The organism is Arthrobacter sp. StoSoilB5 (assembly GCF_019977235.1).
GTDB lineage: Bacteria > Actinomycetota > Actinomycetes > Actinomycetales > Micrococcaceae > Arthrobacter.
In genome coordinates this window covers 2,890,571-2,911,335 of the sequence record NZ_AP024646.1, presented here as the reverse complement: position 1 = coordinate 2,911,335, position 20,765 = coordinate 2,890,571, and the positions used below count along the sequence as shown (strand labels likewise).

Annotated in this window: 19 protein-coding genes; 6 read left to right on the top strand and 13 right to left on the bottom strand. The window is 60.1% G+C overall.

Annotated elements, in window-relative coordinates; all coding sequences use genetic code 11:
- Nucleotides 1-72: 72 nt before the first annotated feature.
- Nucleotides 73-1,566, bottom strand: a complete 1,494-nt coding sequence (locus tag LDN75_RS13075) for a CoA-acylating methylmalonate-semialdehyde dehydrogenase (RefSeq protein ID WP_223932732.1) — start codon at nucleotides 1,564-1,566, stop codon at nucleotides 73-75.
- 55 nt (nucleotides 1,567-1,621) lie between these two features.
- A complete protein-coding gene (locus LDN75_RS13070; RefSeq protein WP_223932731.1) occupies nucleotides 1,622-2,782 on the bottom strand; it encodes an iron-containing alcohol dehydrogenase in 1,161 nt (386 codons plus the stop codon).
- A 144-nt stretch (nucleotides 2,783-2,926) separates the two neighbouring features.
- Between LDN75_RS13070 and LDN75_RS13065 the strand changes: the two genes are divergently transcribed.
- Complete coding sequence (locus tag LDN75_RS13065; protein WP_223932730.1) at nucleotides 2,927-3,820, top strand: LysR family transcriptional regulator; 894 nt, start codon at nucleotides 2,927-2,929, stop codon at nucleotides 3,818-3,820.
- A gap of 62 nt (nucleotides 3,821-3,882) precedes the next feature.
- On the opposite strand, the gene hisD is transcribed toward LDN75_RS13065, so the two are convergent.
- Nucleotides 3,883-5,181, bottom strand: coding sequence for a histidinol dehydrogenase (gene hisD / locus LDN75_RS13060; RefSeq protein WP_223932729.1), 1,299 nt, complete (start codon nucleotides 5,179-5,181; stop codon nucleotides 3,883-3,885).
- A 185-nt stretch (nucleotides 5,182-5,366) separates the two neighbouring features.
- Between hisD and LDN75_RS13055 the strand changes: the two genes are divergently transcribed.
- On the top strand, nucleotides 5,367-6,332 hold the full coding sequence (locus LDN75_RS13055; protein ID WP_223932728.1) for a LysR family transcriptional regulator: 966 nt from the start codon (nucleotides 5,367-5,369) through the stop codon (nucleotides 6,330-6,332).
- A 161-nt stretch (nucleotides 6,333-6,493) separates the two neighbouring features.
- Here LDN75_RS13055 and LDN75_RS13050 read toward each other — a convergent pair whose 3' ends face one another.
- Genes LDN75_RS13050 through LDN75_RS13025 form a run of 6 tightly spaced genes read right to left on the bottom strand, consistent with a single transcriptional unit; the run spans nucleotide 6,494 to nucleotide 13,920 of the window.
- A complete protein-coding gene (locus LDN75_RS13050; RefSeq protein ID WP_223932727.1) occupies nucleotides 6,494-7,351 on the bottom strand; it encodes a carbohydrate ABC transporter permease in 858 nt (285 codons plus the stop codon).
- On the bottom strand, nucleotides 7,348-8,319 hold the full coding sequence (locus LDN75_RS13045; RefSeq protein WP_223932726.1) for a sugar ABC transporter permease: 972 nt from the start codon (nucleotides 8,317-8,319) through the stop codon (nucleotides 7,348-7,350). The genes LDN75_RS13050 and LDN75_RS13045 overlap by 4 nt, the downstream gene beginning before the upstream one ends.
- The gene (locus LDN75_RS13040) at nucleotides 8,316-9,629 is read right to left on the bottom strand and encodes an extracellular solute-binding protein (protein WP_223932725.1); all 1,314 of its coding nucleotides are present in this window, start codon (nucleotides 9,627-9,629) and stop codon (nucleotides 8,316-8,318) included. The genes LDN75_RS13045 and LDN75_RS13040 overlap by 4 nt, the downstream gene beginning before the upstream one ends.
- Before the next feature lie 15 nt (nucleotides 9,630-9,644).
- Nucleotides 9,645-10,502: a sugar phosphate isomerase/epimerase family protein gene (locus tag LDN75_RS13035; protein ID WP_223932724.1), complete on the bottom strand. Its 858-nt coding sequence runs from the start codon at nucleotides 10,500-10,502 to the stop codon at nucleotides 9,645-9,647.
- A 15-nt stretch (nucleotides 10,503-10,517) separates the two neighbouring features.
- A complete protein-coding gene (locus LDN75_RS13030; RefSeq protein ID WP_223932723.1) occupies nucleotides 10,518-12,311 on the bottom strand; it encodes a thiamine pyrophosphate-binding protein in 1,794 nt (597 codons plus the stop codon).
- Nucleotides 12,304-13,920, bottom strand: coding sequence for a GMC family oxidoreductase (locus LDN75_RS13025; protein ID WP_223932722.1), 1,617 nt, complete (start codon nucleotides 13,918-13,920; stop codon nucleotides 12,304-12,306). The genes LDN75_RS13030 and LDN75_RS13025 overlap by 8 nt, the downstream gene beginning before the upstream one ends.
- A gap of 306 nt (nucleotides 13,921-14,226) precedes the next feature.
- Here LDN75_RS13025 and LDN75_RS13020 point away from each other — a divergent pair, with 306 nt between their 5' ends.
- Nucleotides 14,227-14,901 carry a TetR family transcriptional regulator gene (locus LDN75_RS13020; RefSeq protein ID WP_223932721.1) on the top strand — a complete coding sequence of 225 codons (675 nt, stop codon included), beginning with the start codon at nucleotides 14,227-14,229 and terminating at the stop codon, nucleotides 14,899-14,901.
- Nucleotides 14,902-14,945: 44 nt separating this feature from the next.
- Here the strand turns inward: LDN75_RS13020 and LDN75_RS13015 are convergent, their stop codons facing one another.
- From LDN75_RS13015 to LDN75_RS13005, 3 genes are all read right to left on the bottom strand, one after another.
- Complete coding sequence (locus LDN75_RS13015; protein ID WP_223932720.1) at nucleotides 14,946-15,593, bottom strand: TetR family transcriptional regulator; 648 nt, start codon at nucleotides 15,591-15,593, stop codon at nucleotides 14,946-14,948.
- A gap of 8 nt (nucleotides 15,594-15,601) precedes the next feature.
- Entirely contained in the window at nucleotides 15,602-16,186 is a 585-nt protein-coding gene (locus LDN75_RS13010; RefSeq protein ID WP_223937575.1) for a sugar O-acetyltransferase, read from the bottom strand.
- An 83-nt stretch (nucleotides 16,187-16,269) separates the two neighbouring features.
- A complete protein-coding gene (locus LDN75_RS13005; protein ID WP_223932719.1) occupies nucleotides 16,270-16,830 on the bottom strand; it encodes a TetR/AcrR family transcriptional regulator in 561 nt (186 codons plus the stop codon).
- A 114-nt stretch (nucleotides 16,831-16,944) separates the two neighbouring features.
- Here LDN75_RS13005 and LDN75_RS13000 point away from each other — a divergent pair, with 114 nt between their 5' ends.
- A complete protein-coding gene (locus LDN75_RS13000) occupies nucleotides 16,945-18,351 on the top strand; it encodes an MFS transporter (RefSeq protein ID WP_223932718.1) in 1,407 nt (468 codons plus the stop codon).
- 36 nt (nucleotides 18,352-18,387) lie between these two features.
- Here the strand turns inward: LDN75_RS13000 and LDN75_RS12995 are convergent, their stop codons facing one another.
- Nucleotides 18,388-19,251, bottom strand: coding sequence for a VCBS repeat-containing protein (locus LDN75_RS12995; protein ID WP_223932717.1), 864 nt, complete (start codon nucleotides 19,249-19,251; stop codon nucleotides 18,388-18,390).
- A gap of 253 nt (nucleotides 19,252-19,504) precedes the next feature.
- Between LDN75_RS12995 and LDN75_RS12990 the strand changes: the two genes are divergently transcribed.
- The gene (locus tag LDN75_RS12990; protein WP_223932716.1) at nucleotides 19,505-19,975 is read left to right on the top strand and encodes a hypothetical protein; all 471 of its coding nucleotides are present in this window, start codon (nucleotides 19,505-19,507) and stop codon (nucleotides 19,973-19,975) included.
- Between the two features lie 53 nt (nucleotides 19,976-20,028).
- Nucleotides 20,029-20,607 (top strand): dihydrofolate reductase family protein, encoded by a 579-nt coding sequence (locus LDN75_RS12985; RefSeq protein WP_223932715.1) that lies wholly within the window; start codon nucleotides 20,029-20,031, stop codon nucleotides 20,605-20,607.
- Nucleotides 20,608-20,765: the final 158 nt, after the last annotated feature.

The following is a 20,765-nucleotide window of genomic DNA, read 5'->3' as shown; positions in this document are numbered from 1 at the left end:
ACGACGGGTTAAAACGCCATGGTCGATGGTCCTTCCCTCAGGAGGCCCATCGACCATGGCGAATGGTGGCTGTTAGTTGGAGGGGAAGTTGTAGGAGGCGCCGGAGGCGTGGGTGGGTTCTGGCCAGCGGGAGGTGATGACTTTGCCGCGGGTGTAGAAGGAGACGCCTTCGGGGCCGTAGATGTGTTTGTCGCCGAAGAGGGAGTTTTTCCAGCCGCCGAAGGAGTGGTAGGCGACCGGGACGGGCAGGGGCACGTTGATGCCCACCATGCCCACGGTCACGGAGCGCTGGAACTTCCTTGCTGCGGCGCCGTTGGAGGTGAAGATCGCGGTGCCGTTGCCGTAGGGGTTGGCGTTGATCAGCGCGATGCCTTCTTCGAGGTCGGCGACGCGGACCACGACCAGGACGGGGCCGAAGATTTCCTCGGTGTAGGCGCTCATTTCGGTGCCCACGTGGTCGATCACGGTGGGGCCGACCCAGAACCCGTCTTCGTGGCCGGGGACCACGAGGTCGCGGCCGTCCACGACCATGGCCGCGCCGGCGGTTTCGGCTTCGGTAACGATCCGCAGGATGCGTTCCTTGGAGGCCGGGGTGATGACCGGTCCCATTTCGGCGTCGGGCTCGGTGCCGTTGGCGACTTTCACGGCCAGGGCGCGTTCTTGAACTTTTTTCACGATCAACTCTGCGGCGTCCCCGACGGCGACGGCGACGGAGATGGCCATGCAGCGTTCCCCGGCGGAACCGAACGCGGCGGCGGCGAGGTGGTCCGCGGCGTTGTCCAGGTCGGCGTCGGGCATGATGATGGCGTGGTTCTTCGCCCCGCCCAGGGCCTGGACCCGTTTGCCGTGCCGGGTGGCGGTCTCGTGGACGTACTGGGCGATCGGGGTGGAACCAACAAAACTAATGCCGTCCACGTCCGGGTGGGTCAGCAAACCGTCAACGGTTTCCTTGCCGCCGTGCAGGACCTGGAACACACCATCGGGCAGGCCGGCCTGCTTCCACAGCTTGGCTAGCAGCATCGGCGCGGACGGGTCCCGTTCGGAGGGCTTGAGGATGAACGCGTTGCCGGTGGCGATCGCCATCGGGGCCATCCACAGCGGGACCATGACGGGGAAGTTGAACGGGGTGATGCCGGCGACGACGCCCAGGGGTTCGCGGAAGGAGAAGACATCGATACCGGTGGAGACCTGGTCCGAGTAGTCGCCCTTGAGCAGCTGCGGGATGCCGCAGGCGAACTCGATGACTTCCAGGCCGCGGCCGATTTCGCCCTTGGCGTCGGAGAGGACCTTGCCGTGCTCGGCCGTGATCAGCTCGGCGAGTTCGTCCACGTGCGCGGCGACCAGTTCGCGGAACTTGAACAGCACCGCGGTGCGCTTGGCCAGGGAAATGTCACCCCAGGACTCCGCGGCCTTCTTCGCCGCCGCGACCGTGGCGTCCAGATCGGCTTCGTTGGCCAGGCGCAGCTGAGCCGTGACCTGCCCGGTTGCGGGGTTGTAGACGGGCTGGGTCCGGTCACCTTCACCGGACGTTTCGGCGCCGTTGATGAAGTGGTTAATTGTGGTCATGTCTATCCTTTGGAGTCTTGGTGTTGAACTGGCTTTGCGTGGTTTGCCTGGCAGATCAGGCGAAGATTTCCCCGTAGATGCTCTGAATCTGCTCTGCGTTGGGGACGAGCGGGTTGTTGCCCGGGGAGCCTGAGGACAGCGCTTGCTCTGCCATCAACGGGATTTTTGCCTCCCAGGCTTCACGATCGATTCCGAACGCTTCGGGTGTGGGGACCTCAAGGTCCCGGTTGAGTGCATGCAATTCAGCCACCAGGGCCTCAGCTGCATACTGGTCCGTACTGCTTGGACTGGCGACACCAAGGGCCCGCGCGCAGTCTGCGTACCGAGACGCGGCAGCGGTCACTGAAAATTCCGTGACCGACGGAAACAACATTGCGTTGGCCAAACCGTGGGCGACATGGAAGTGGGCGCCGATGGGGCGGCTCATCCCATGGACCAGCGCCACGCTGGAGTTCGAGAAGGCGATACCTGCCTGAGTGGCGGCGAGCATCATGGCTTCCCGGGCCTTCGTGTCCGTACCGTCGGCATAGACGCGCCGAAGGTTTGAGCCAATTGTTCGGATCGCCGAAAGCGCAAATGTATCGGAGAAGGGGTTGGCCCTTCGGCTTACATAGGCTTCGATGGCATGCGTCAGCGCATCAATTCCAGTGTCGGCTGTCAACCGGGGCGGCATGGAGACCGTAAGTTCGTAGTCAATAACTGCGGCCACCGGCAGGAACGAGATCCCGGCGCAAAGCATCTTTTCATGCGTTTCCGAGTCGCTGATGATGGTGAACTGTGTTGCTTCCGATCCGCTGCCTGCCGTTGTAGGAATCGCTATGACGGGAATAGCCGGCCCTGTGTTGTTTAGCGGAGCCTTGTAGTCACGCATGGCTCCGCCTTGACGGCTCAGCAGCCCCAGGGCCTTGGCAGTGTCGATGGCACTTCCACCGCCCAAGCCGATGATGATGTCCGCATCATGGTTCCGCGCGGCAACCACCCCTTGATGCAGGGAGTCTGTAGTGGGGTCCGGCACTACGCCCGAGAAGACAGCAGGCTCCAGGCCACTGCTTTTGATGGAATTCAGAAGGGTGTCGACGCTGCCAGTGGTCAGCATGAAGGCATCCGTGACAATGAGCGGCCTGGCGGCCCGCAGTTCCTCCAGGAGCGACCCAACATGTCCGACGGAGCCTCCGCCAACCTTCATGATTCTGGGTAATGCGATATTTGCGACCATTTTTCCTCTATCCATTTACTGGAGCGCAACAGCGCCCCGGCGGTTGATTTCTAATCCCTGCATACAAGTCTCGGCAAGTTATTTGCCCAAAACAATGGCCAAAGATGCCCGTTCCTGTGCAAATATGCACGGTAGTATTGGAGTGTGATTTCGGCAGACGACCTTCGCTTCTTCCTTGAAACCGCCCGGACGGGCAAGCTCGTCGCAGCTGCACGTGGTCTCGGCGTGGACCACACAACCGTCGGACGACGGATTTCGCATTTGGAGCGCAGCGCCGGCTCCAGGTTGTTTGTTCGTTCCGCAGGCGGATGGAAGCTTACAGACGCCGGTGAACGCCTCGCGGTTCACGCAGAAGCGGTTGAGTCCTCGTTGTTGGCGGCGGCGGAAGAACTTGGGTCAGGGCCGGGACGCATATCGGGAACCGTCCGCATAGCCACGCCGGATGGATTCGGCGCCTTCGTCCTCAGCCCGGGGCTAGGTGCCTTGAGAAACAGGCATCCGGACCTGGCAGTTGAGATCGTTACAGCTACCCGGCTGAACCTCTTGGCAACGAAAGAGTTCGATGTGGGAATTTCGTTGGCCAAGCCCACCATTCGTGGCGTCGACGCTACAGAACTGGCCGCGTATCCGTTGGGTTTCTACGCTGCCCCGGCGTATTTGGAAGGGAATCCCGTCATATCCTCAGTCGATGACCTGAAGGAACACGCGGTTATCGGGTATGTGGACTCGCTTCTGGATATCCCCGACTTGCGATTCCTGGATGCAGCATTGCCAGGTGTCCGCCCCGTCATACAGACCAACAACCTCACTGGGCAATGGATGTCGGCAGTCGCTGGCCTGGGTGTTGCTGTGTTGCCAATGTTTGTTGGTGAACCCGACAGACGCCTTGTACGGATCCTTGCAGACACGGTAAGTATCCGCAGGAAATATTGGTTGGCCATACCGCGGGAACTGCAACGCCTGGCGCGGACCAGGGCAGTCCAGGATGCGCTGGTTGAACTTGCATCTGCCCACCCCTATTTAGAGGCGGCTGCATAAGGTCCTGCGAAGCTGGCCGGAGCCGGTGGAGCGCCCTGAGGGAGCGCCCCACCGACAGGGTGTTAGGAGGCCCAGGCTGGTCGTTCGCCAGCGGGCCGGGCAGCCCGGATGTCTCCGGATCGTGCATGGCCTTCGAAGTTCTCCGCTCGTGCTGCCCTACCAAGTAGCTCTCCGAGCTCAGCACTGGCAGCTACTGAAGTGACTTCCTGGTACGTGACAGTCTTGATGTACTTACCCACCCACAAACCGCCGGTGTAGCGTGCAGCATGGCGTGTGGGCAGAACGTGGTTGGTGCCGATGACTTTGTCACCAAAGGAAACGCAGGTGTTCTCGCCGAGGAAAAGTGCTCCGTAGTTGATCATGCTGTCCAGCGCTTCGCGTGGATTCGCCGTCAGGATCTGCACATGTTCGCTGGCGAACTCGTCGGCAACGGCATAGGCCTCTTTCAGGTCATCGACCAGAATTACTTGGCCATGGTCCCGCCAAGCGACTTCTGCGACTGCGCGGGTGGACAAGCCGACCAGTTGGCGATCGATCTCTTCAATGGCCTGCTCGCCGACTTCCCGGGACGTGGTGACAAGAATGGCCGGTGAGTCGGGGCCGTGTTCTGCCTGGCTGAGCAGATCGACGGCGATAAGGAACGGGTCGGCCGCCTCGTCGGCGACAATCAAGACCTCGGTAGGGCCTGCGAAGAGGTCGATTCCTACTTCACCAAAGAGTTGCCTTTTTGCCTCAGCAACGTAGGCATTTCCTGGGCCAGCCAGGAAATCAACGGGGGCTATGGACTCTGTGCCCACGGCAAGTGCGGCGACTGCCTGGACGCCGCCAAGCAAGTAGATCTCATCTGCTCCCGCGAAGTGCATAGCGGCGATTGAAGCATCCGGAACCACTCCCCCGGCGGCCGGGGTGGCTGCTGCGACCCTCCGGACCCCGGCGACCTTGGCAGTGACGATGGTCATGTGGGCAGAGGCCAGCAGAGGGTAACGCCCGCCGGGCACGTAGGCACCGACTGCGTCGATGGGAATGTTCTTCTGGCCAAGTATGATTCCAGGTTCAACTTCAGCCTCAAATTCCTTGAGCGAGTCGAGTTGCAGGCGGGCGAAGCGCTCAACGTTCCGCTGAACTGCCTTAATGTCTTCCACGGTTTGTTCGGGGAGCCGTGCAATGGCCGCATCGATCTCGTCCTGCGACAGCAGGAAGGAGGCGGGGGACCACTTATCGAACTTTTCAGAGTAGGCGCGGACCGCGGCGTCGCCGCGTTCACGAACGTCGGCGATGACGGTTTCAACGGTTTCCCTGACGCCTACTGGCGATGAAGGGTCCGAGATAGTGACTTCAGCGTTCTTAAGGGAGGTGCGCAATGGTTTTCTCTTTCGTTGCTGGAGCCATAGCGCAGGTAGTGCGTGTGCTCCACGTTACTTGGAAACGACTTAACCATAACATTACCCCCCTAAAACCGACAGAGTCGAAAGCTTTTACTTATTATTGATTGGCGGACGATCCCAACTCCAGCCAACTGTGCCGTGGCTACCTATAGGATTGCCTTATGACTTTGGCCCAACTTGAAGCATTTGTAGCAGCAGCTGAGGGACACACTTTTACTGCGGCGGCTGCAGCGCTGGGCATGAGTCAGCCCGCAGTTTCCGACCTCATCCGTCGGCTGGAAACCGAACTCGGTGCGCCCCTCTTCAGCCGGAGTGGCCGGACGCTCGTATTGTCGGCCGCAGGGGAAGAATTACTTCCCTATGCGGAGCAAACCGTTTTTGCCGCCAAGCAAGGCGCAGAAGCGGTAAGCGCCCTCCTCTCCCTGGGCGGCGGAACGGCCACCTTTGGCCTTCTGCGAAATGCGGAGTTCTACATCAAGCAGGACCTGGCGAAACGATTCCGACAAAAGCATCCCAACGTTCGTATTCGGCTGGTGGGTCAGAACAGTGCAGAGACCGTGAGCGACGTTGTCGCCGGGCAATTGGAAGCCGGCCTGGTAACACTGCCCGTGGATGATGACCGCCTCGATGTGCTCCCGCTGGCACGCGACGAAGTGGTCTATGTAAGCGCAGCGCCGGAACGGGTACAAACGCCCCCGGATATCGCTGCAATATGCGCCGCTCCCCTCATTCTCTACGACGCCCATTACGCCCAAACCGATCCTGCCCGGAAGCAGCTCTCCGCCCGGGCTCGACTGAGAGGGATGTCGATTAACGCCGGCATTGAAGTCGAGTATCTCTCAGCGGCACTGTCCTTGGCCGCCGACGGCTTCGGAGACACGATTGCATGCAGGGCCGCCCTGGAGTCCGAGGTCTACCCCCTGGGACTGCAGGCTGTATCCATGGCAGAGCCAATGTTCGACACGCTGGCACTGATCAAAAGACATGGACAGCTGTTGTCCCCTGCGACCAAGGAAATGGCCAGATTGGCACATTCGGCTCTCATCGACCATCAAACCTCTGATCATGGGACGGCCGAGATTCTCAACGGCGGACACGATATAGAGGCTTTCCTGGGCGATCGATAACTTCGGCGGTCCGGGATTCTTCCATGAAAAAGCCCGGATTGGAGCCCAGACGCAATGGTGGGCGGCATCTCCAGGGATGCCGCCCACCATGATCTTGGTCGCCAGGAGACCCCGACGCAGTTGATTGCAGGTTGCGTTGATCAACTACCTGCGGCCCAGCACTACCGGCCGGCCAACGAACCAGCGACGCCGCCGACGCTGAAGTACTTGTTCAGCGTCCCAAAGACGATCGCGGGAGGCAGCATCATGATGACGGCTACGGCCATGACCGAGCCCCAGTCCGTTGCATGCTGTTGGAAGAACGTCTGAACACCGATGGGGAGGGTAAATGTCCCGGACGAACGCAGGAAGATGCTGGCTACCAGATAGTCATTCCACGCCATCAGGAAAGTGAAGATAGCAGTGGAGAGGATCCCAGGCAACGAGTTTTTGAGCACGATATGCCAGAAGCTGCCGAACACTGAGGCGCCATCAATCCAGGCGGCCTCCTCCAGGCTGTCGGGAATGCCGTCCATGTAGGAAGCCATCATCCACGTTGCTACGGACATCGAACTGGCGACGTAGAGGATGGTTATGCCGATGAGGTTGTCGGCCAAGCCCATGCCAGAGAAGAGGATGAACAAAGGAATGACTGACGTGATAACGGGAAGAGACTGGATCACGAAGAGCAGTAGCGAATAGCCTTCCACGAGCCGGCTTCGACCTCGGGAGAGGACATAACCGGCAGGGGCTGCGACCAGCACGGATACCACCACCGTGGCCAGTGTTACTTGGAGACTATTGAGCAGCCATGCCACCACCTCGGTGTCGCCGATGACATGGATGAAGTTGTCAAGTGTCAGGCTGCCGGTGCCGTTGTTTGACCTCAGGGACAAGACAAATGTTCCGGCGATGGGCACCAAGGCAACGCATGCGACGAGGATCAGGATCCAGAACCGCTTCCATTTACCGCGGTCGGCCGGGTCTAGATTCCGGCGCACCTGAGTGCCTGTACTTCGGGTGAGGCTGGTGGTTGTCATTCGACTCTCGACTTTCGGATCTGCCGGAACAGGATGGTGGCCACCGTCGCCAGCGCCACGGTCATCATGAATGCGATGGCAACGCCAGGGCCGGTCTGGAAGTTCTGGAAAACCGTCCTGTAGGCGAGCACCACGAGGGTGCTTGTTGAGCCAACGGGACCGCCGTGCGTCAGGAGATAGATTGCCGGGAATTCATTGACGCAGAAGATCGTCATGAGCACCCAGGAAATGTAGGTGGGCTTGGCGATGATAGGCAGTGTCATGTGTATGAACTGCTGGCGAGGCGTGGCGCCGTCGATCTTTGCCGCTTCGTAGATGCTTTCATCCACTGACGTGAGCGCAGCACTCATCATGAGCATCATGAACGGGAAGTTCAGCCAGACGATAAACAGACACACCGTGACCTGTGCGAGCAATGGGTCCGAGAGGAACCGCACTTCGCCCAATCCCAGTGACCTGAACAGTGAGGGTATGGGGCTGGAATCGGTGGCCAGCAGCCAGTTCCATGACGTAGACGAAACCACGACCGGTACCACCCAAGGCAGCAGCAGTATGGTTTTCAGAACGCCACGGGCCGGCACGCGCTTCTGCAGCAGGAGGGCAAGGCCCAACCCTGAAATCCAGCTTCCGAAGACACCGGTGATGGTGAAAACGAGGGTGAAGCCTGCGGCTTTCCAGAACGCTTCCCCGCCAAGGACACGGGCAAAGTTATCCAGTCCCACAAACTCACCGGCGTTGATTAATGAGCCGTTGTGTACCGCCTGGAAGGCAGCATAGGCAATGGGATATGCGTTGGTCAGCAACAGGATCAGCACCGAAGGTGCGATCAGAAGCGCCATGGTGGAGCGGGATTGCCCCGGAACGTGGTGGCGCCGTGGCCTGCTGCGCTTCCTGGCGGGCACCACCCCCCGCTGGACGGCTTCAGGCCGCCCAGCGGGGATACGGACTAGTGAGGATTGAGGAGTCATGACGAGGTAACAGACTTAACATCGCTCTGGAGTTTAGTGAGGGCCGTCTTCGCGTCGGTCTTGCCGCCAAGAAGCGTCTGACAGAAGTCAGCCATGGCCTGTCCGCCGTCGATCGCAGCAAGTTTGGCGGAGGACTGGGACCCCTTAGACGCAAGGGTCTTGGCCACGGGCTGCCACTTGTTGACAATGGCAACGTTGGATTGGCTCTCGGTGAAGAACGGTGCCTCGGCGATGGATTTCAGCGCGGGAAGCTGGGTGACCAGCTTCTTCTCCCACAGCACCTTCATATTCTTCAGGTAGTGGGTGATGAATGCTTCGGACGCTTCCTGCGACGGGGTGTTCTTGTACATCATGATGTTGTTGACGTACTGAATGGTGCCGGTGTCGCCGTGAGGGCCCTTCAAGGGGTCCATGACCACGATGTCCTTGTCAGCAAGCTGGTCATCCAGGCCAAGGTAGTAGAAACCCATTCCAATCTTCTTATTGGTCCACTGGGTGACGAGGTCGTCGTCCTTCAGGCTCACGGCCCCGGGATCAGTCAGGCCTCCCTTCACGGCTTCGATGACGAAATCTGCTGTTTCGGCGTTCCGGTCCGTGACGATGTCAAGCTCGCCACCTTCGTTGAAGAGGCCACCACCGTTGTTGATCATCAGGCTAAGGATGGCCATGGGGCCGAAGTTGCCGCTGCCGCCGCTGATGCCCCAGGCGTAGAAGCCCTTCGCGGCGATCTTCTTGCCGGCTTCCAGGAATTCGTCCCAGGTGGTCGGGGCTGCCACGCCGACGGCGTCCAGGATTGACTTGCGGTACCAGAGAGTCTGGATGTCCACAGCCCACGGAACGGCGACGTAGCCCTCAGGGGTCTTCATAGCGTCCACTACGTGCGGAAGGAAATCATCGTAGAGACCGTTCGACTTGAACGATTCGATGAGTTTGTCCGCGTATTCGACGGCGCCCTGGGCTGCGTATTGGAACGACTGGAAGCCGCCGCCGGTCGAGACGGCAGGTCCCGTCTTCGACGCGATGGCCGAGGAGTAGGTCTCGTTGAAGCCGTTCCACAGAACCTGCTGGTATCCGACGTCCTTGACGTTGCCAGCGCCCTGGAATGACTTGGCGAGCTTCTCGGCTTCTTCTGCGTAGCCGGAAGGGCCCCAAGGCATGTCCCAGAATTTCAGGGTGGTGGAACCGGCGGCGTTGCCGCTTCCACCGCCTGCTGCACATGCGGACATCGAGGCCGTCAGCGCCGCAGCTCCTGCAAGGGAGATAAAGCCGCGCCGGGACATGTTCGTGACCCGCGATGAGTTGTTGTTCATGACTATTCCTCCGGATTAACTGATGGGTTGGGGAGAGGGTTGACCGACGCGTCGAATCACGTCGCTCAAGTAGTGAAAGCTCTTGGTCGCTGCATCCAACGACCCACACTCGACTGACAGGACCGTGTCATGGTCGGCAGCTGCGAGTGTCCGCACGATGCGTTCCCAGTCGATGACCCCTTCGCCACAGGCACAGCCGAGCATTCCACGGACTTTGCCGCGGTACTTCCTGGCATCCTCAAAGGAGATGTCTTTGGCGTGGAGGTGCGTGACGTTGGCCACGATGTCCTCCAGCCATGCATGGGGGTCGTTCTCGCTGAGGTAGCTGTTCCCGGTATCCAGGTTGATCGTCAGGGCAGGCGAGTCGATCAGCTTCATCAGCCGGTCCAAGCCTGCAGGGGTGGCTGTATACGGGCCGTGGGTTTCAATCGCAATGGCGATCCCCCGTGGCTCTGCGACCAACGCCGCTTCCTGGAGGGTGTACCTCATGAGGATGAGGTTCTCCTCCTCCGTGCTCCACCCAGGCAACGGGCCGTCGTCGACCATGATCATCGGCGCACCGCACTCGGCTGCGTATCGGATGGACTGTTTCAGGTAGTCCACAGCAATGTCAGGTTTGGCGAGGGGTGCGTGGCTGGAGAGCGAGGAAATCTGCAGCCCCCGGCTCTCCGCTGCATGCTTGAGCTTGAGCGGGTCATCCAGCATTGACCGGCTATGGAAGTACCCTGCTTCGCTGAGAAGTTCCCGGCCCCAGTGGACCATGGGTTCGACGTTGCGGTAGCCGATTTCTGCTGCCCGGTCCATGGCCCAGTCAAAGGAGCCGTTTTCGTACCGCGCGAATTCGAGATTGAGTCCAAGCTTGATTTCACCCATGACGATTCTCCCTGGTCAGAACCCGCGCTGGGCGACGTACTCATCACGGGTTTCGCCGTGATAGGCCGGAACGGTGATATCCCACCAGCCAGTCGGGTGCATTTCGGTCCATGGCAGCTCGGTGGCGCTCATTGCTTCAATGACAACAGGACCTTCGGTGGCGAAAGCCCGCTCAATGGCCCCTGCCAGTTTCGCGGGGTCTTCGATACGTTCTGCAGTGCAGCCAAGGGAACGGGCGAATTCGGCAATGTTGGCGAAGTATGGCTTCCCGTCCGGGGTGCTCCAGTTGGTGACCAGGCGGCGTTCGGCGCCAAAGAGGCTGATTTGGAGGTCCTTGATGGCTTCCCATCCGCCATTGTTCAGGACAACGACGACCAGCGGTGTGCCCAGCATGACCGCAGTGGAGAGCTCAGTGCCTGTTTGGAGGAAGCTGCCATCGCCCACCATGGCAAGGACGGGGGTCTCCGGGACGGCGATTTGCGCGCCGATGGCGGCAGGAAGGCCGAAGCCGATGCCAGACATGCCGCCAGCAACGATGTTGGTCTTGGGACCGTAGATGGGGAACTCATTGAATGCCTGGTTGGCGGGGTTACTGGAGTCCGTAACGAGGATGCCTTCGCGCGGCAGGGCCTTGCGGATTTCGACCATGGCACGTGAGTTGGTCATGGGCAGGTAGTCGGTCTCACGCATGGGGCGCAGGTGCTCGTCCCACTTGGCCTTGAGTTCCTGGAGTTCAGCGAAGTAGTCGGTGGAGTGGTAGTCGGGGCCGGCCCCGAGGGCATCCCTGATGGCGGCCAGTGACGTCTTTGCGTCACCGACGATGCCGACCTCCACCGGGTAGTTGCGGCCAATCTCAAATCCATCGATGTCGATGTGGATCAGTTTGGTGACTGAGGGGATGTTGAACGTGACGCCTTCCTTGTAGGAGGACGTAATGCGGTCGCTGAACCGGCAGCCCACGGCAAGGATGACGTCGGCTGTCCTGGTGACGCCATTTCCTGGGATTGAACCCATGTCGCCGCAGGGCCATGCGTAGAGGTCGTGGTCGGCAGGGAATGCGCCTTTGCCCATGAAGGAGTGGGTGACCGGGGCGCCAAGGCGCTCTGCGATGGCGCGCAGCTCGTCACTGGCCTCAGCGGCAATAACGCCGCCGCCGGCAAGGATGACTGGGCGTTTGGCTGACTTGAGAAGCTCGACTGCTTCTGCGATGGCTGTTGCGTCACCTGTCGCCCGGGCTTGCGCCCTGCGGGAGCCGGTGACTCGTTTGTAATCTCCGTATTCAGCCTGCAGGTCCTGGGGAACGTCCACGAGCACAGGTCCGCGACGGCCTTCGTACATGGTGTTGAAGGCTTGGTCCATGACCATGGGGATCTGTTCGAGGCGGCTGGGCTGCCACCATCGCTTCACGACTGGTTCTGCCATGCGGGGGAAGTTGTTTCCGTGTGGCCTGTCGATTTCCTGCAGGACACCCCGGTTTTCCATGTAAGTGTGGACGGCACCGGTGATCAGGATGAAGGGTTGCGAGTCGGCAAATGCTGTGACCAGGCCCGTCAGAGTGTTGGTGGCTCCCGGGCCGATTGAGGTGCAGACCGCGGCGACTTTTCCCGATGCGCGGTAGTATCCGTCGGCCATGTGTGCAGCGCCCTGTTCGTGCATGGCGGGGATTACTTCGATCTCATCGGCGCGGTCGACAAAGGCATCCAAGAGTGCGGTGTTGCCATGTCCGGGCACGGCAAAGACTCGATCCACGCCTTCGCGGATGAGGCAGTCGACAATCATTTGTCCGCCGGTCAGCTGCTTCTCAGTCATTTTGGTTACTTCCTGTAAGTACGGGTGTTATCGGTAGAAATTGGTGCTGACGTGTCGCGGCCCAGTGTTGGCTGGCACCAGGCACTATGTGGTCCGCAACGCGGAACGCGTTGGCGGCGATCGTCAGCGCCGGGTTCATCACGGGTAGCGATGGGAAGAAGGACGAATCAACAACAAAAAGGTTGTCGACATCGTGGGTGCGGCAGGTGGGATCAAGTACGGATGTCCGGGGATCTTCGCCTGCCCGGATGGTCCCTGCCTGATGGGAGTTCACGGCAATTCCCGTGGTCTCACTGAAGATCATCGGGTAGCCCATCTTGCGCAGGATTCGCTTGACCTCGCGAACAAGAAGCTGGTGAGCCCGCACATTGTTGGGTTTCCAGTTGATTTGAATTGCCTTGTCGTCCCTGAGGATCACGCGGTTCTCGGGGTCGGGAAGATCCTCGGTGAACAGCCACCAGTCCACGCTGTGGCCGGCGGCGATCTCCAACGCCCATTTGGGAATGAGCGGCTTTTGACCAACCAGCATGGCGCCTTGAAGCTTTCCGATCAGCTGAACGTGGCCGAGTGGGTATGGAAAATCCTTGGTGCCCTTGAGAAGGTAGTCGTTGAAATAGAGCGTCTTTTGGAACTCAACCTTGTTTCGTTTGGGGTGGAAGGCAACCATGATGCTGTTGTTGTGCACCATGTAGTTCCGGCCGAGCATCCCCGAAGAATTGGCGAGCCCATTGGGGTGCTGGTGGTTCGCCGACCTCAGCAACAAAGCTGCGGAGTTGACCGCCCCACATGAAACGACGACCTTTCCTGCCTCGATGACGATGGTGCCGCCACCGACAACGAGCTCGACGCCGGTTGCCTTCTGCCCTGAACTATCCGTCAGAACTTTCTCGGCGTAGGCGCCGGTCAGGATCTCGACGTTTCCGGTTTCAATTGCAGGGCGAACGCAGGTGACATCAGCGTCCATTTTTGCCAGGACGCGGCACGGAAATCCATCGCAGGTACGGCAACGGATGCACGTTCCTCCCTGTCGCCAGTCCAGGCCCAAGGGAATGTTGGAAGGAGTCAGGCCCTGCCGGCGCAGGCCATCGGCGACAGTTTGAATTTCCGGCTCATGCCCAATAGCGGGATAAGGAAACGGTTCAGTCCTGGTCAATGTCGGGTCATCGCGGTGATCACCATGCACTTTATAAACGTGTTCTGCCCGTGAGTAATAGGGAGCCAAGGCATCATAATCGAACGGCCACTGGGGCGAAGTCCCCTCCTCATGCTCTGAGGCGGCAAAATCCTCGCGCCGAAAGCGCACCAGCGAGGAGCCATAGAACTTCGTGTTGCCCCCAACGTAGTAGTACGTTCCGGGACTGAAGGGCTCTCCGGACGAGGAGTACCACTTCTCGGCGTTCTTGTAGCGCCCATGTTCGAAGACCGCATCAGGGTCCCAGTTCTCAGGCTCTTGGGGCACGAAACCCCCACGCTCTACGATCAGAACGCTGGCTCCGCTGTCCTTGAGTGCGTACGCGAGGGTGCCTCCACCCATTCCGCTGCCGATAATTACCACGTCATAGTTCGTCTTTGCTGGACGTTCGGTCTGCAAAGAAGGCTGAACAGTCATTCTTCAAAACCTCTCGATTGTAGCCATCGCTGGTTTGCATGAGCTTGGGGCTGCTCCATGGACTACGGAGTGTCGTGATCTTGCCAGTGAGGCGCATCACCCATAAGTAAGAGTACACGGTATCTCGATTTACTCAAGCATGAACTTTGGGTAATGGGCACTTTCCGGCATTAGCGCATCCGTGTTCGTGATCTTTGGTGATACCCATCACAGGTTTCTAGGCTTTTAGTGTACGATCGTACCTATTGCATGTCTAGTGGACGTACGTACGTATCCCCATACTGATCGGCAGATTGAGAGATTGCCATGGATGATCCGCAGAAGGCGGTGGGCGCTGGCACCGGCAAAATTGCCGAAGACAGTTTCAGCACCACAGCCATGACCAGCACCCGATGGACCGTTGCACCAGAACGCCCGCATCGGAGTCGCCGTCGCTTTGATCCCAACCGCAGGGAACGGATCGCGGAGGCGGCGCTGGAAGTAGTTGCCGAATACGGAGTGCCTGAAACAAGCCTCCGACGGATTGCCGCTAAAGCTGACGTTCCCTTGGGGTCGCTCACTTATCACTTCGCCGGAATGCAGGACCTTCTGGCGACCGCGTTCGAGAGGTTCATCGCCCGGGAGTTGGACCTGCTGGAGGGTCGCCTTGAGGGAATCTCCACTTCGGCTGACGCCTCACGGGAAATGTTGGCATTGATCGACGAGGGGGCCTTGAGCCCGGCGCGCAGCCTGTCCTTAAGCCGCGAACTCCAAGCACTTGCACTTAGGGATCCGGAATGCAGGAAGCTGGCCAGCGCATGGATCAAAGGGAGCGCCCTGATTCTCGAGCGCTACTTCGACCCCCGCACCGCGGAGATACTGGAAGTTCTTGTGGAAGGCCTGACTCTGCGTCGGTTCCTGTCTTCCACGGACGCCTCAACAGGTCTCGCCAAAGACGCGCTGCGGAGAGTACTTGCGGCCGGGTCTTTGCGGGCACCCTAGCTATCCGCCGGGACCTGCCTAACGGCTACCCGGCCAGCAAGGCGCTAGTGCCTCTTCTTGGCCGGGAACCCGGCAAGCCCGTTCGCAGGAGTGCCGTCGGAGAACAACAGGCCCGCGCCAGCGGACGCAACCGGGATGTGCCGGGTTTCCACGGAGGCCAACAGCTTCTCTACAGCCCCGCTGACCAGCTCGCGATCATAGTCCTGGGGCTCAAAGGCGCGGTGGATGGAGAGCCCTTCAACCAAGGCATCCAGTTGCCGGGCAACGTCAGGCTCGAAGTGCCGCTCAAATGCTGTTCGGCTGCGCATCATCCAGTCGTGGGTGAGGTGCCGGAAGGCGGGCTGACGAGCGGCAAGAGTGTATAACTCCATTGTCAAAACCAGCGCGTTCCGATCACCATAGGTATCCTCGAGGATCATCTCCACGACGGCCTTCTTTACATCCTCAACTGAGTTTGCCTCGTTCATGCGGCGTTCGAAGCGGTCGCTGATGCGGGTTGCGAAGAGCGTGAATGCCTCGTGGAGCAGCTGGTCCATGCCAGCGAAGTGGTATGTCATGGAGCCCAACGGAACATCTGCCAGAGCTGCTACCTTGCGATGCGATGTTCCGGCGACTCCTTCTGCTGCAATCAGCTCCAGGGTGGCCTCGATAATCCGGTCCCGCCGGTCGGGGTCAACTCTTCGAGTTGTCATGTGTCCACCTACCCAATTGTTCTGATCACCTTTGCCGGGGTTCCCATAGCCAGGACATTCGCCGGCAAATCCTTTGTAACAACTGAACCTGCCCCAACAACACTGTTCTCACCGATTGACACGCCGGCCAGCACGATCACTCCCCCGCCGAGCCAAACATTGTCACCAATGACAATGGGTTTCGCTGCCTCCAGCTTGTCACGCCGGGGCTTGGCCTCCAGGGGATGGGTGGGCGTCAGAAGCTGTACATTCGGACCGATCTGGCAATGGCTGCCGATCTGAATCGCGGCTACATCCAACGCAGTCAGGTTGTAATTAATGAAAGTACCGGCACCAACGGTGATGTTGAAACCATAGTCGACAAAAATGGGCGCGCGAACATGTGCCTCGGCGCCCATGGCCCCGAGCAACTCACGGGCCACACTTTGGGCGGCTTCGACGTCGTCCAGGAACGCGGCCTGAAACTCCCCAGCGAGCCTTATTGCCCTTTGCTGTTTGGCCGTGATCTCTTGGTCGTCAGAGATGTAAAAGTCGCCAGCAATCATCCGCTCGTAATTACTGCGGGGGTCGCCATGGAAATACTCAGAGGCCATATGTACAACTGTACTAAACGATGGTTGATCGCTGCTCAAACACACGCGGCAGCTAAAAGACCAACAAGAACCTCACCCATACGCTACGAACTAATGCCGGACCTGAGAAGCCCGTCCGCGACGATGGCGAGCATCGATGCCAGTGACTCGGCGGGAAGCCCACTGTTGTCCGCCACCGTAGCCACACCGCCGACAAGCCTGCTGATCTGGATTGCCTCCACACCTGGGCGCAGGGCAGAGTCGAGCTCGTCAATCAGGCGCTGATTCGCGTTGAGGTAGGTCTGGCATTTCGCCGCAAACGGAGACCCGGGATCGCCCAGCGCGGCAGTGATCCGCGCGGCCGCACCCTTATGTTCCGTCAGCATCGCCGCGTAATCCGTCAACCAGGTTATTAACCGCACCCGCGCGGGGGCGTCAAGGGCAAGTGCATGGTCGACGGCGGCTTTCACCTTCTCTGCCCAGGCCTCCAGCACGGCGTCGTACAGGGACTCTTTGGTGGGGAAGTGCCGATAGAGCGTGCCAGGGCCTACTTCTGCCCCCTTGGCGACCTCGTCCATCGAAACCGCATCGAAGCCCTTGGCCCGGAAGAAGGCGCGTGCAACCTCCACGATGCGATCGCGGTTGCGTTGAGCGTCAGCTCGCACAGAAACACCTTTCAAGACATGGTTGCAAAACGGAGAGTGTCTCCGTATAGTTCTAAGCGGAGCATCTCTCCTCTTAGTGTACGTCAGCCATTCGGCTAGAACAGGACACCCCTCATGACACCCACAACCGCCACAAGGGCGCCCGCCGGCATGGCACCATCCAGCGGCCGCGCCGGCAGCATTGGCCTCTGGCTGGTCATGCTCGCCCAACTCATGCTTGTCCTCGACGCGACGGTCGTGAACGTCGCACTCCCCCACATCGCCACCGACCTCCACTTCAACCGGGCAGAGCTCAGCTGGGTCTTGAACGGCTACGCCGTCGCCTTTGGAGGACTCCTTCTGCTCGGCGGACGGATCGGCGACGTCTTCGGTCGCCGCCGCACTTTCCTGGTTGGCGTCGCAGCCTTCACGCTCTTCTCCCTGCTCGGCGGCCTGGCCACCTCTCCCCTGCTTCTCGTCATAGCACGCGCGCTACAGGGACTCGGCGCCGCATTCGCGGCCCCCAGCGTACTCGCACTCGTGACCACGAGCGCGAGGGACGAGGGCGCACGGAACCGGGCGCTTGCCTTATTCTCCGCTATCGCCTCCATGGGCGGCGCACTCGGGCTCATTCTTGGCGGCCTCCTCACAGATTTGACCAATTGGCGCTGGACCCTCTTCATCAACGTGCCGATCGGCATCATCGTGCTCATTGCCGTGCCGCGCCTTATCAACGAAACGCCACGGAGGCAGGGTCGCTTCGACATACTCGGAGCAGTGACCGCAACAGGCGGCGCAGTCGCAATTGTCTGGTCCCTCATTCAAGCAGGCGACGTCGGCTGGTCCAACCCGAACACTATTGGCGGACTCGCGGCTGGCGCGGTGCTGATTGCCGCGCTCGCCGTCACCGAGCGTAAGGTTTCCCACCCACTGCTCCGGCCCGAACTGCTCCGAAGCCCGAGCCGAGTGGCGGCCCTGGGCGCGATGGCCGCAACGTATGGCGGGATGCTTGCGATGTTCTTCCTCATGGTCCAGTACTTCGAAGATGATCTGCACTTCGCGCCCATGGTCACCGGGCTGGCCTTTTTGCCGATGCCCCTGAGTATCTTCGCGATGTCGCGGATCGTCCCTCGACTCGTGGAGCGCTTCGGGGCCGTCCGCCTCGTCATCATCGGTGCAGCCCTTCGCGTCGTCGCCTTCCTGCCACTCACACAGCTCAATCCCGACACGCCCTTCGTGATCGTCATGATTGCCCTGCTGTGCACGGGAATCTCGGCTGGCATGACGTTCATGCCACTGACAAACCTCGCGCTCCGGAATGTCGAGCCCGAGCATGCGGGGTCTGCTTCCGGGCTGTTCCAGACGATGCAACAACTTGGCGGTGCCGTGGGTCTGGCCATCGTGGCCTCCACCTTTGCAGCATTCGCAGTTCCCGGTGACTTCCTGATCGGAGGGCGTGCCGGGTTCTGGTCAGCAACCATCCTCTCCGGCCTTGCCTTGGCAGCCGTCCTGGGGCACGTCATCCGGCGTAGGCCCGCCTAGGACGAAACTGCGACAGGGCTTTGCGTTCCACGCCCGCTAGCCGAAGAGTGCTGGCGTTGAAATATTGAGTAGCCGCCGCGTCCAAGTAAAACCCCCGGCTCCGTTGCCGGGATAGAGCCACATGGAACCAGCTATGTCGCGGGCGATGACATCGCCATGGCCGTCGTAGTCAAAATCCCCGGGAGCGGCAACGAGATCCATCTTTTGCCAGCCCCACCCAACTTGTACACGGCCCAACCACCCGCCGGTCCCGTTTCCCGGATAGAGCCACATTCCACCGTTTGCATCCACCGCGAGAATGTCCGGCCTATCGTCCTCGTTGAAGTCATGTCCGCTGAAGATGGATGCCATGATGTTCCATCCCCACCCAACCTGGATGCGTCCGGGTAACCACCCACCAATGCCGTCGCCACGGTACATCCACAGCACGCCCGAACCATCGCGGGCAAGAACATCGGGGTGCCCATCACCGTTCCAGTCTCCCGGTGAAACCATGGCTGTCATTACATCCCAGCCCCAGCCGACTTGCACCGGCTTAGCCCCGCCGGTGCCGGAAAGCGAGAACAACCCGCCATCGCTGTCGCGGAACATCCAATCAGCGCTGCCGTTGCCATCCCAATCACCGGGCATGACCAAGGCGTCTGCGTCCAGGACGACCGTAGGGCCTGGGCCCAGGCCTTGGCCTTCCCATCCAGTGCCGCCCTCGCCGGGGCCGCCCTCGTAGACGGTAACGTGACCCTCGTCCGTGATCGTGGGGAGATCTGAGTAGACCTCACCAAAGTCCCACCAGATTTGGATGAAGTTGTGCCAGGAGTCGTCGGCACGGGCAGGCGAGGCGAACAAGGGCTGGGCAAGAGCCAAGGCGATGGCAGCAGCAACGATTGTGTAAGAACGGCGCACGGCAGCCCCCCGGCTCTTTGCGAATCCCCCAGCGGAATCACATGCCGCGAGGATACCCGGCTCGTAGAACTACTAGCAATATCGATGCAGGGCGGATTACTTGGTCCTGTTCAGAGCGGAACCAACTGTGCAACACTCCTGCATGGATGATCCAAGAAGCCGGATTCTGCCACTCCTACGCCACGGCGAACGCCTCCTATGGGTTGGTCAACCGGACCCTAAGGTTCGTTTTACGGGCGCTGATGCGTTTCTCGTGCCTTTCAGCATCCTCTGGGGTGGATTTGCGGTTGTATGGGAGGCCCTGGCCATTACCAGAACGCAGTCGCCTTTGTTCATTATTTGGGGAATTCCGTTCGTCCTGGTGGGCCTGTACTCTATTTTTGGCCGCTTCATTGTCAAGAAGGGGCGGAAGATCGCCACCGCCTACGGACTCACCGACAATCGGGCGATCGTTTGCACAGGGAACAGGTCAGTCGCTGACACTCCCGTGAGGGCCCTGCCAACCAAGGTGGACAAGTCCAGGGACGGCCAACATGTGAGTGTGACTTTCGGGTATCAAGGCGCCATGGGCCTGTTCGGCATGTATCAGAACACGGGATTGGACCTCCTCAGCCTTGGCCTGGGACAAAATGTCGCCTTCTTTGACGTCCCAGACACTGCCGGCTTACTGATGGCTTTGGACCAGGTCCAGGCCGGGCCAGGTGCAACCGAGGCATCCACCTAGGGCATATAGCGGGGACGATGATGCATTGAACCTAACCCGTCCAGGAGGGCACCATGTCAGCAACCTACACCTTCGACGTATTCTCCAGTCTCGACGGTTTCGGCGCCGCGAGCGGCAACTGGACCGGCTACTGGGGCAAACAGGGTCCCGAACTCCTTGAGCACCGCCTCGCTCAATACAGCCAGGAGCAGCGGATGGTTTTCGGGGCCAACACATATCGGGCATTCGTGGAGATGCTGTCCTCAAGCAGTGAGGAGTCCGAGGTCCGCGATCCATGGGTGACGCGGATGATCAATCTCCCGGCAACAGTAGTGTCATCCGCCCTGCGAGGACCTCTCGACTGGCCGGACACGACGCTCGTAACCGGCGACGCCGTCGACGTCATCGCACGACTCAAGGAAGAATCCGACGTGCCATTGCGCTCACACGGCAGCCTGGCAATGAACCGGGCACTGATGGCCGCCGGACTGGTTGACCGCGTTCAAGTGACAATTTTCCCTGTGATTACTGGCCAGACCGGAATGAGCCCGATTTTTCATGGTGCGCAGGACTTCGACCTTGAGCTGATCGAGAACCGGACACTCGACGGCCACATACAGGAGCTGATCTACCGGCCCACTCTGCACAATTGAACCCCTACGTCCTTTTCCTCGCGTCTTCCTCACTCCTAACGTAGCCGTGCGGAACGTGAATGTCTCCAAGATCATGACCCTGCCGGTCCAGTGCCGCAGCGAGCTGGAACACCGCGTCTTCATCCTCCACCCGCGTGCTGGAAGAGCATTTGTCTTCC

What these genes read in the sequence shown, in the direction of transcription:
- LDN75_RS13075 (WP_223932732.1), bottom strand. Translation starts at nt 1,566, where the DNA reads ATGACCACAATTAACCACTTCATCAACGGCGCCGAAACGTCCGGTGAA.
- LDN75_RS13070 (WP_223932731.1), bottom strand. Translation starts at nt 2,782, where the DNA reads ATGGTCGCAAATATCGCATTACCCAGAATCATGAAGGTTGGCGGAGGC.
- LDN75_RS13055 (WP_223932728.1), top strand. Translation starts at nt 5,367, where the DNA reads ATGACTTTGGCCCAACTTGAAGCATTTGTAGCAGCAGCTGAGGGACAC.
- LDN75_RS13050 (WP_223932727.1), bottom strand. Translation starts at nt 7,351, where the DNA reads ATGACAACCACCAGCCTCACCCGAAGTACAGGCACTCAGGTGCGCCGG.
- LDN75_RS13045 (WP_223932726.1), bottom strand. Translation starts at nt 8,319, where the DNA reads ATGACTCCTCAATCCTCACTAGTCCGTATCCCCGCTGGGCGGCCTGAA.
- LDN75_RS13040 (WP_223932725.1), bottom strand. Translation starts at nt 9,629, where the DNA reads ATGAACAACAACTCATCGCGGGTCACGAACATGTCCCGGCGCGGCTTT.
- LDN75_RS13035 (WP_223932724.1), bottom strand. Translation starts at nt 10,502, where the DNA reads ATGGGTGAAATCAAGCTTGGACTCAATCTCGAATTCGCGCGGTACGAA.
- LDN75_RS13030 (WP_223932723.1), bottom strand. Translation starts at nt 12,311, where the DNA reads ATGACTGAGAAGCAGCTGACCGGCGGACAAATGATTGTCGACTGCCTC.
- LDN75_RS13025 (WP_223932722.1), bottom strand. Translation starts at nt 13,920, where the DNA reads ATGACTGTTCAGCCTTCTTTGCAGACCGAACGTCCAGCAAAGACGAAC.
- LDN75_RS13020 (WP_223932721.1), top strand. Translation starts at nt 14,227, where the DNA reads ATGGATGATCCGCAGAAGGCGGTGGGCGCTGGCACCGGCAAAATTGCC.
- LDN75_RS13015 (WP_223932720.1), bottom strand. Translation starts at nt 15,593, where the DNA reads ATGACAACTCGAAGAGTTGACCCCGACCGGCGGGACCGGATTATCGAG.
- LDN75_RS13010 (WP_223937575.1), bottom strand. Translation starts at nt 16,186, where the DNA reads ATGGCCTCTGAGTATTTCCATGGCGACCCCCGCAGTAATTACGAGCGG.
- LDN75_RS13000 (WP_223932718.1), top strand. Translation starts at nt 16,945, where the DNA reads ATGACACCCACAACCGCCACAAGGGCGCCCGCCGGCATGGCACCATCC.
- LDN75_RS12985 (WP_223932715.1), top strand. Translation starts at nt 20,029, where the DNA reads ATGTCAGCAACCTACACCTTCGACGTATTCTCCAGTCTCGACGGTTTC.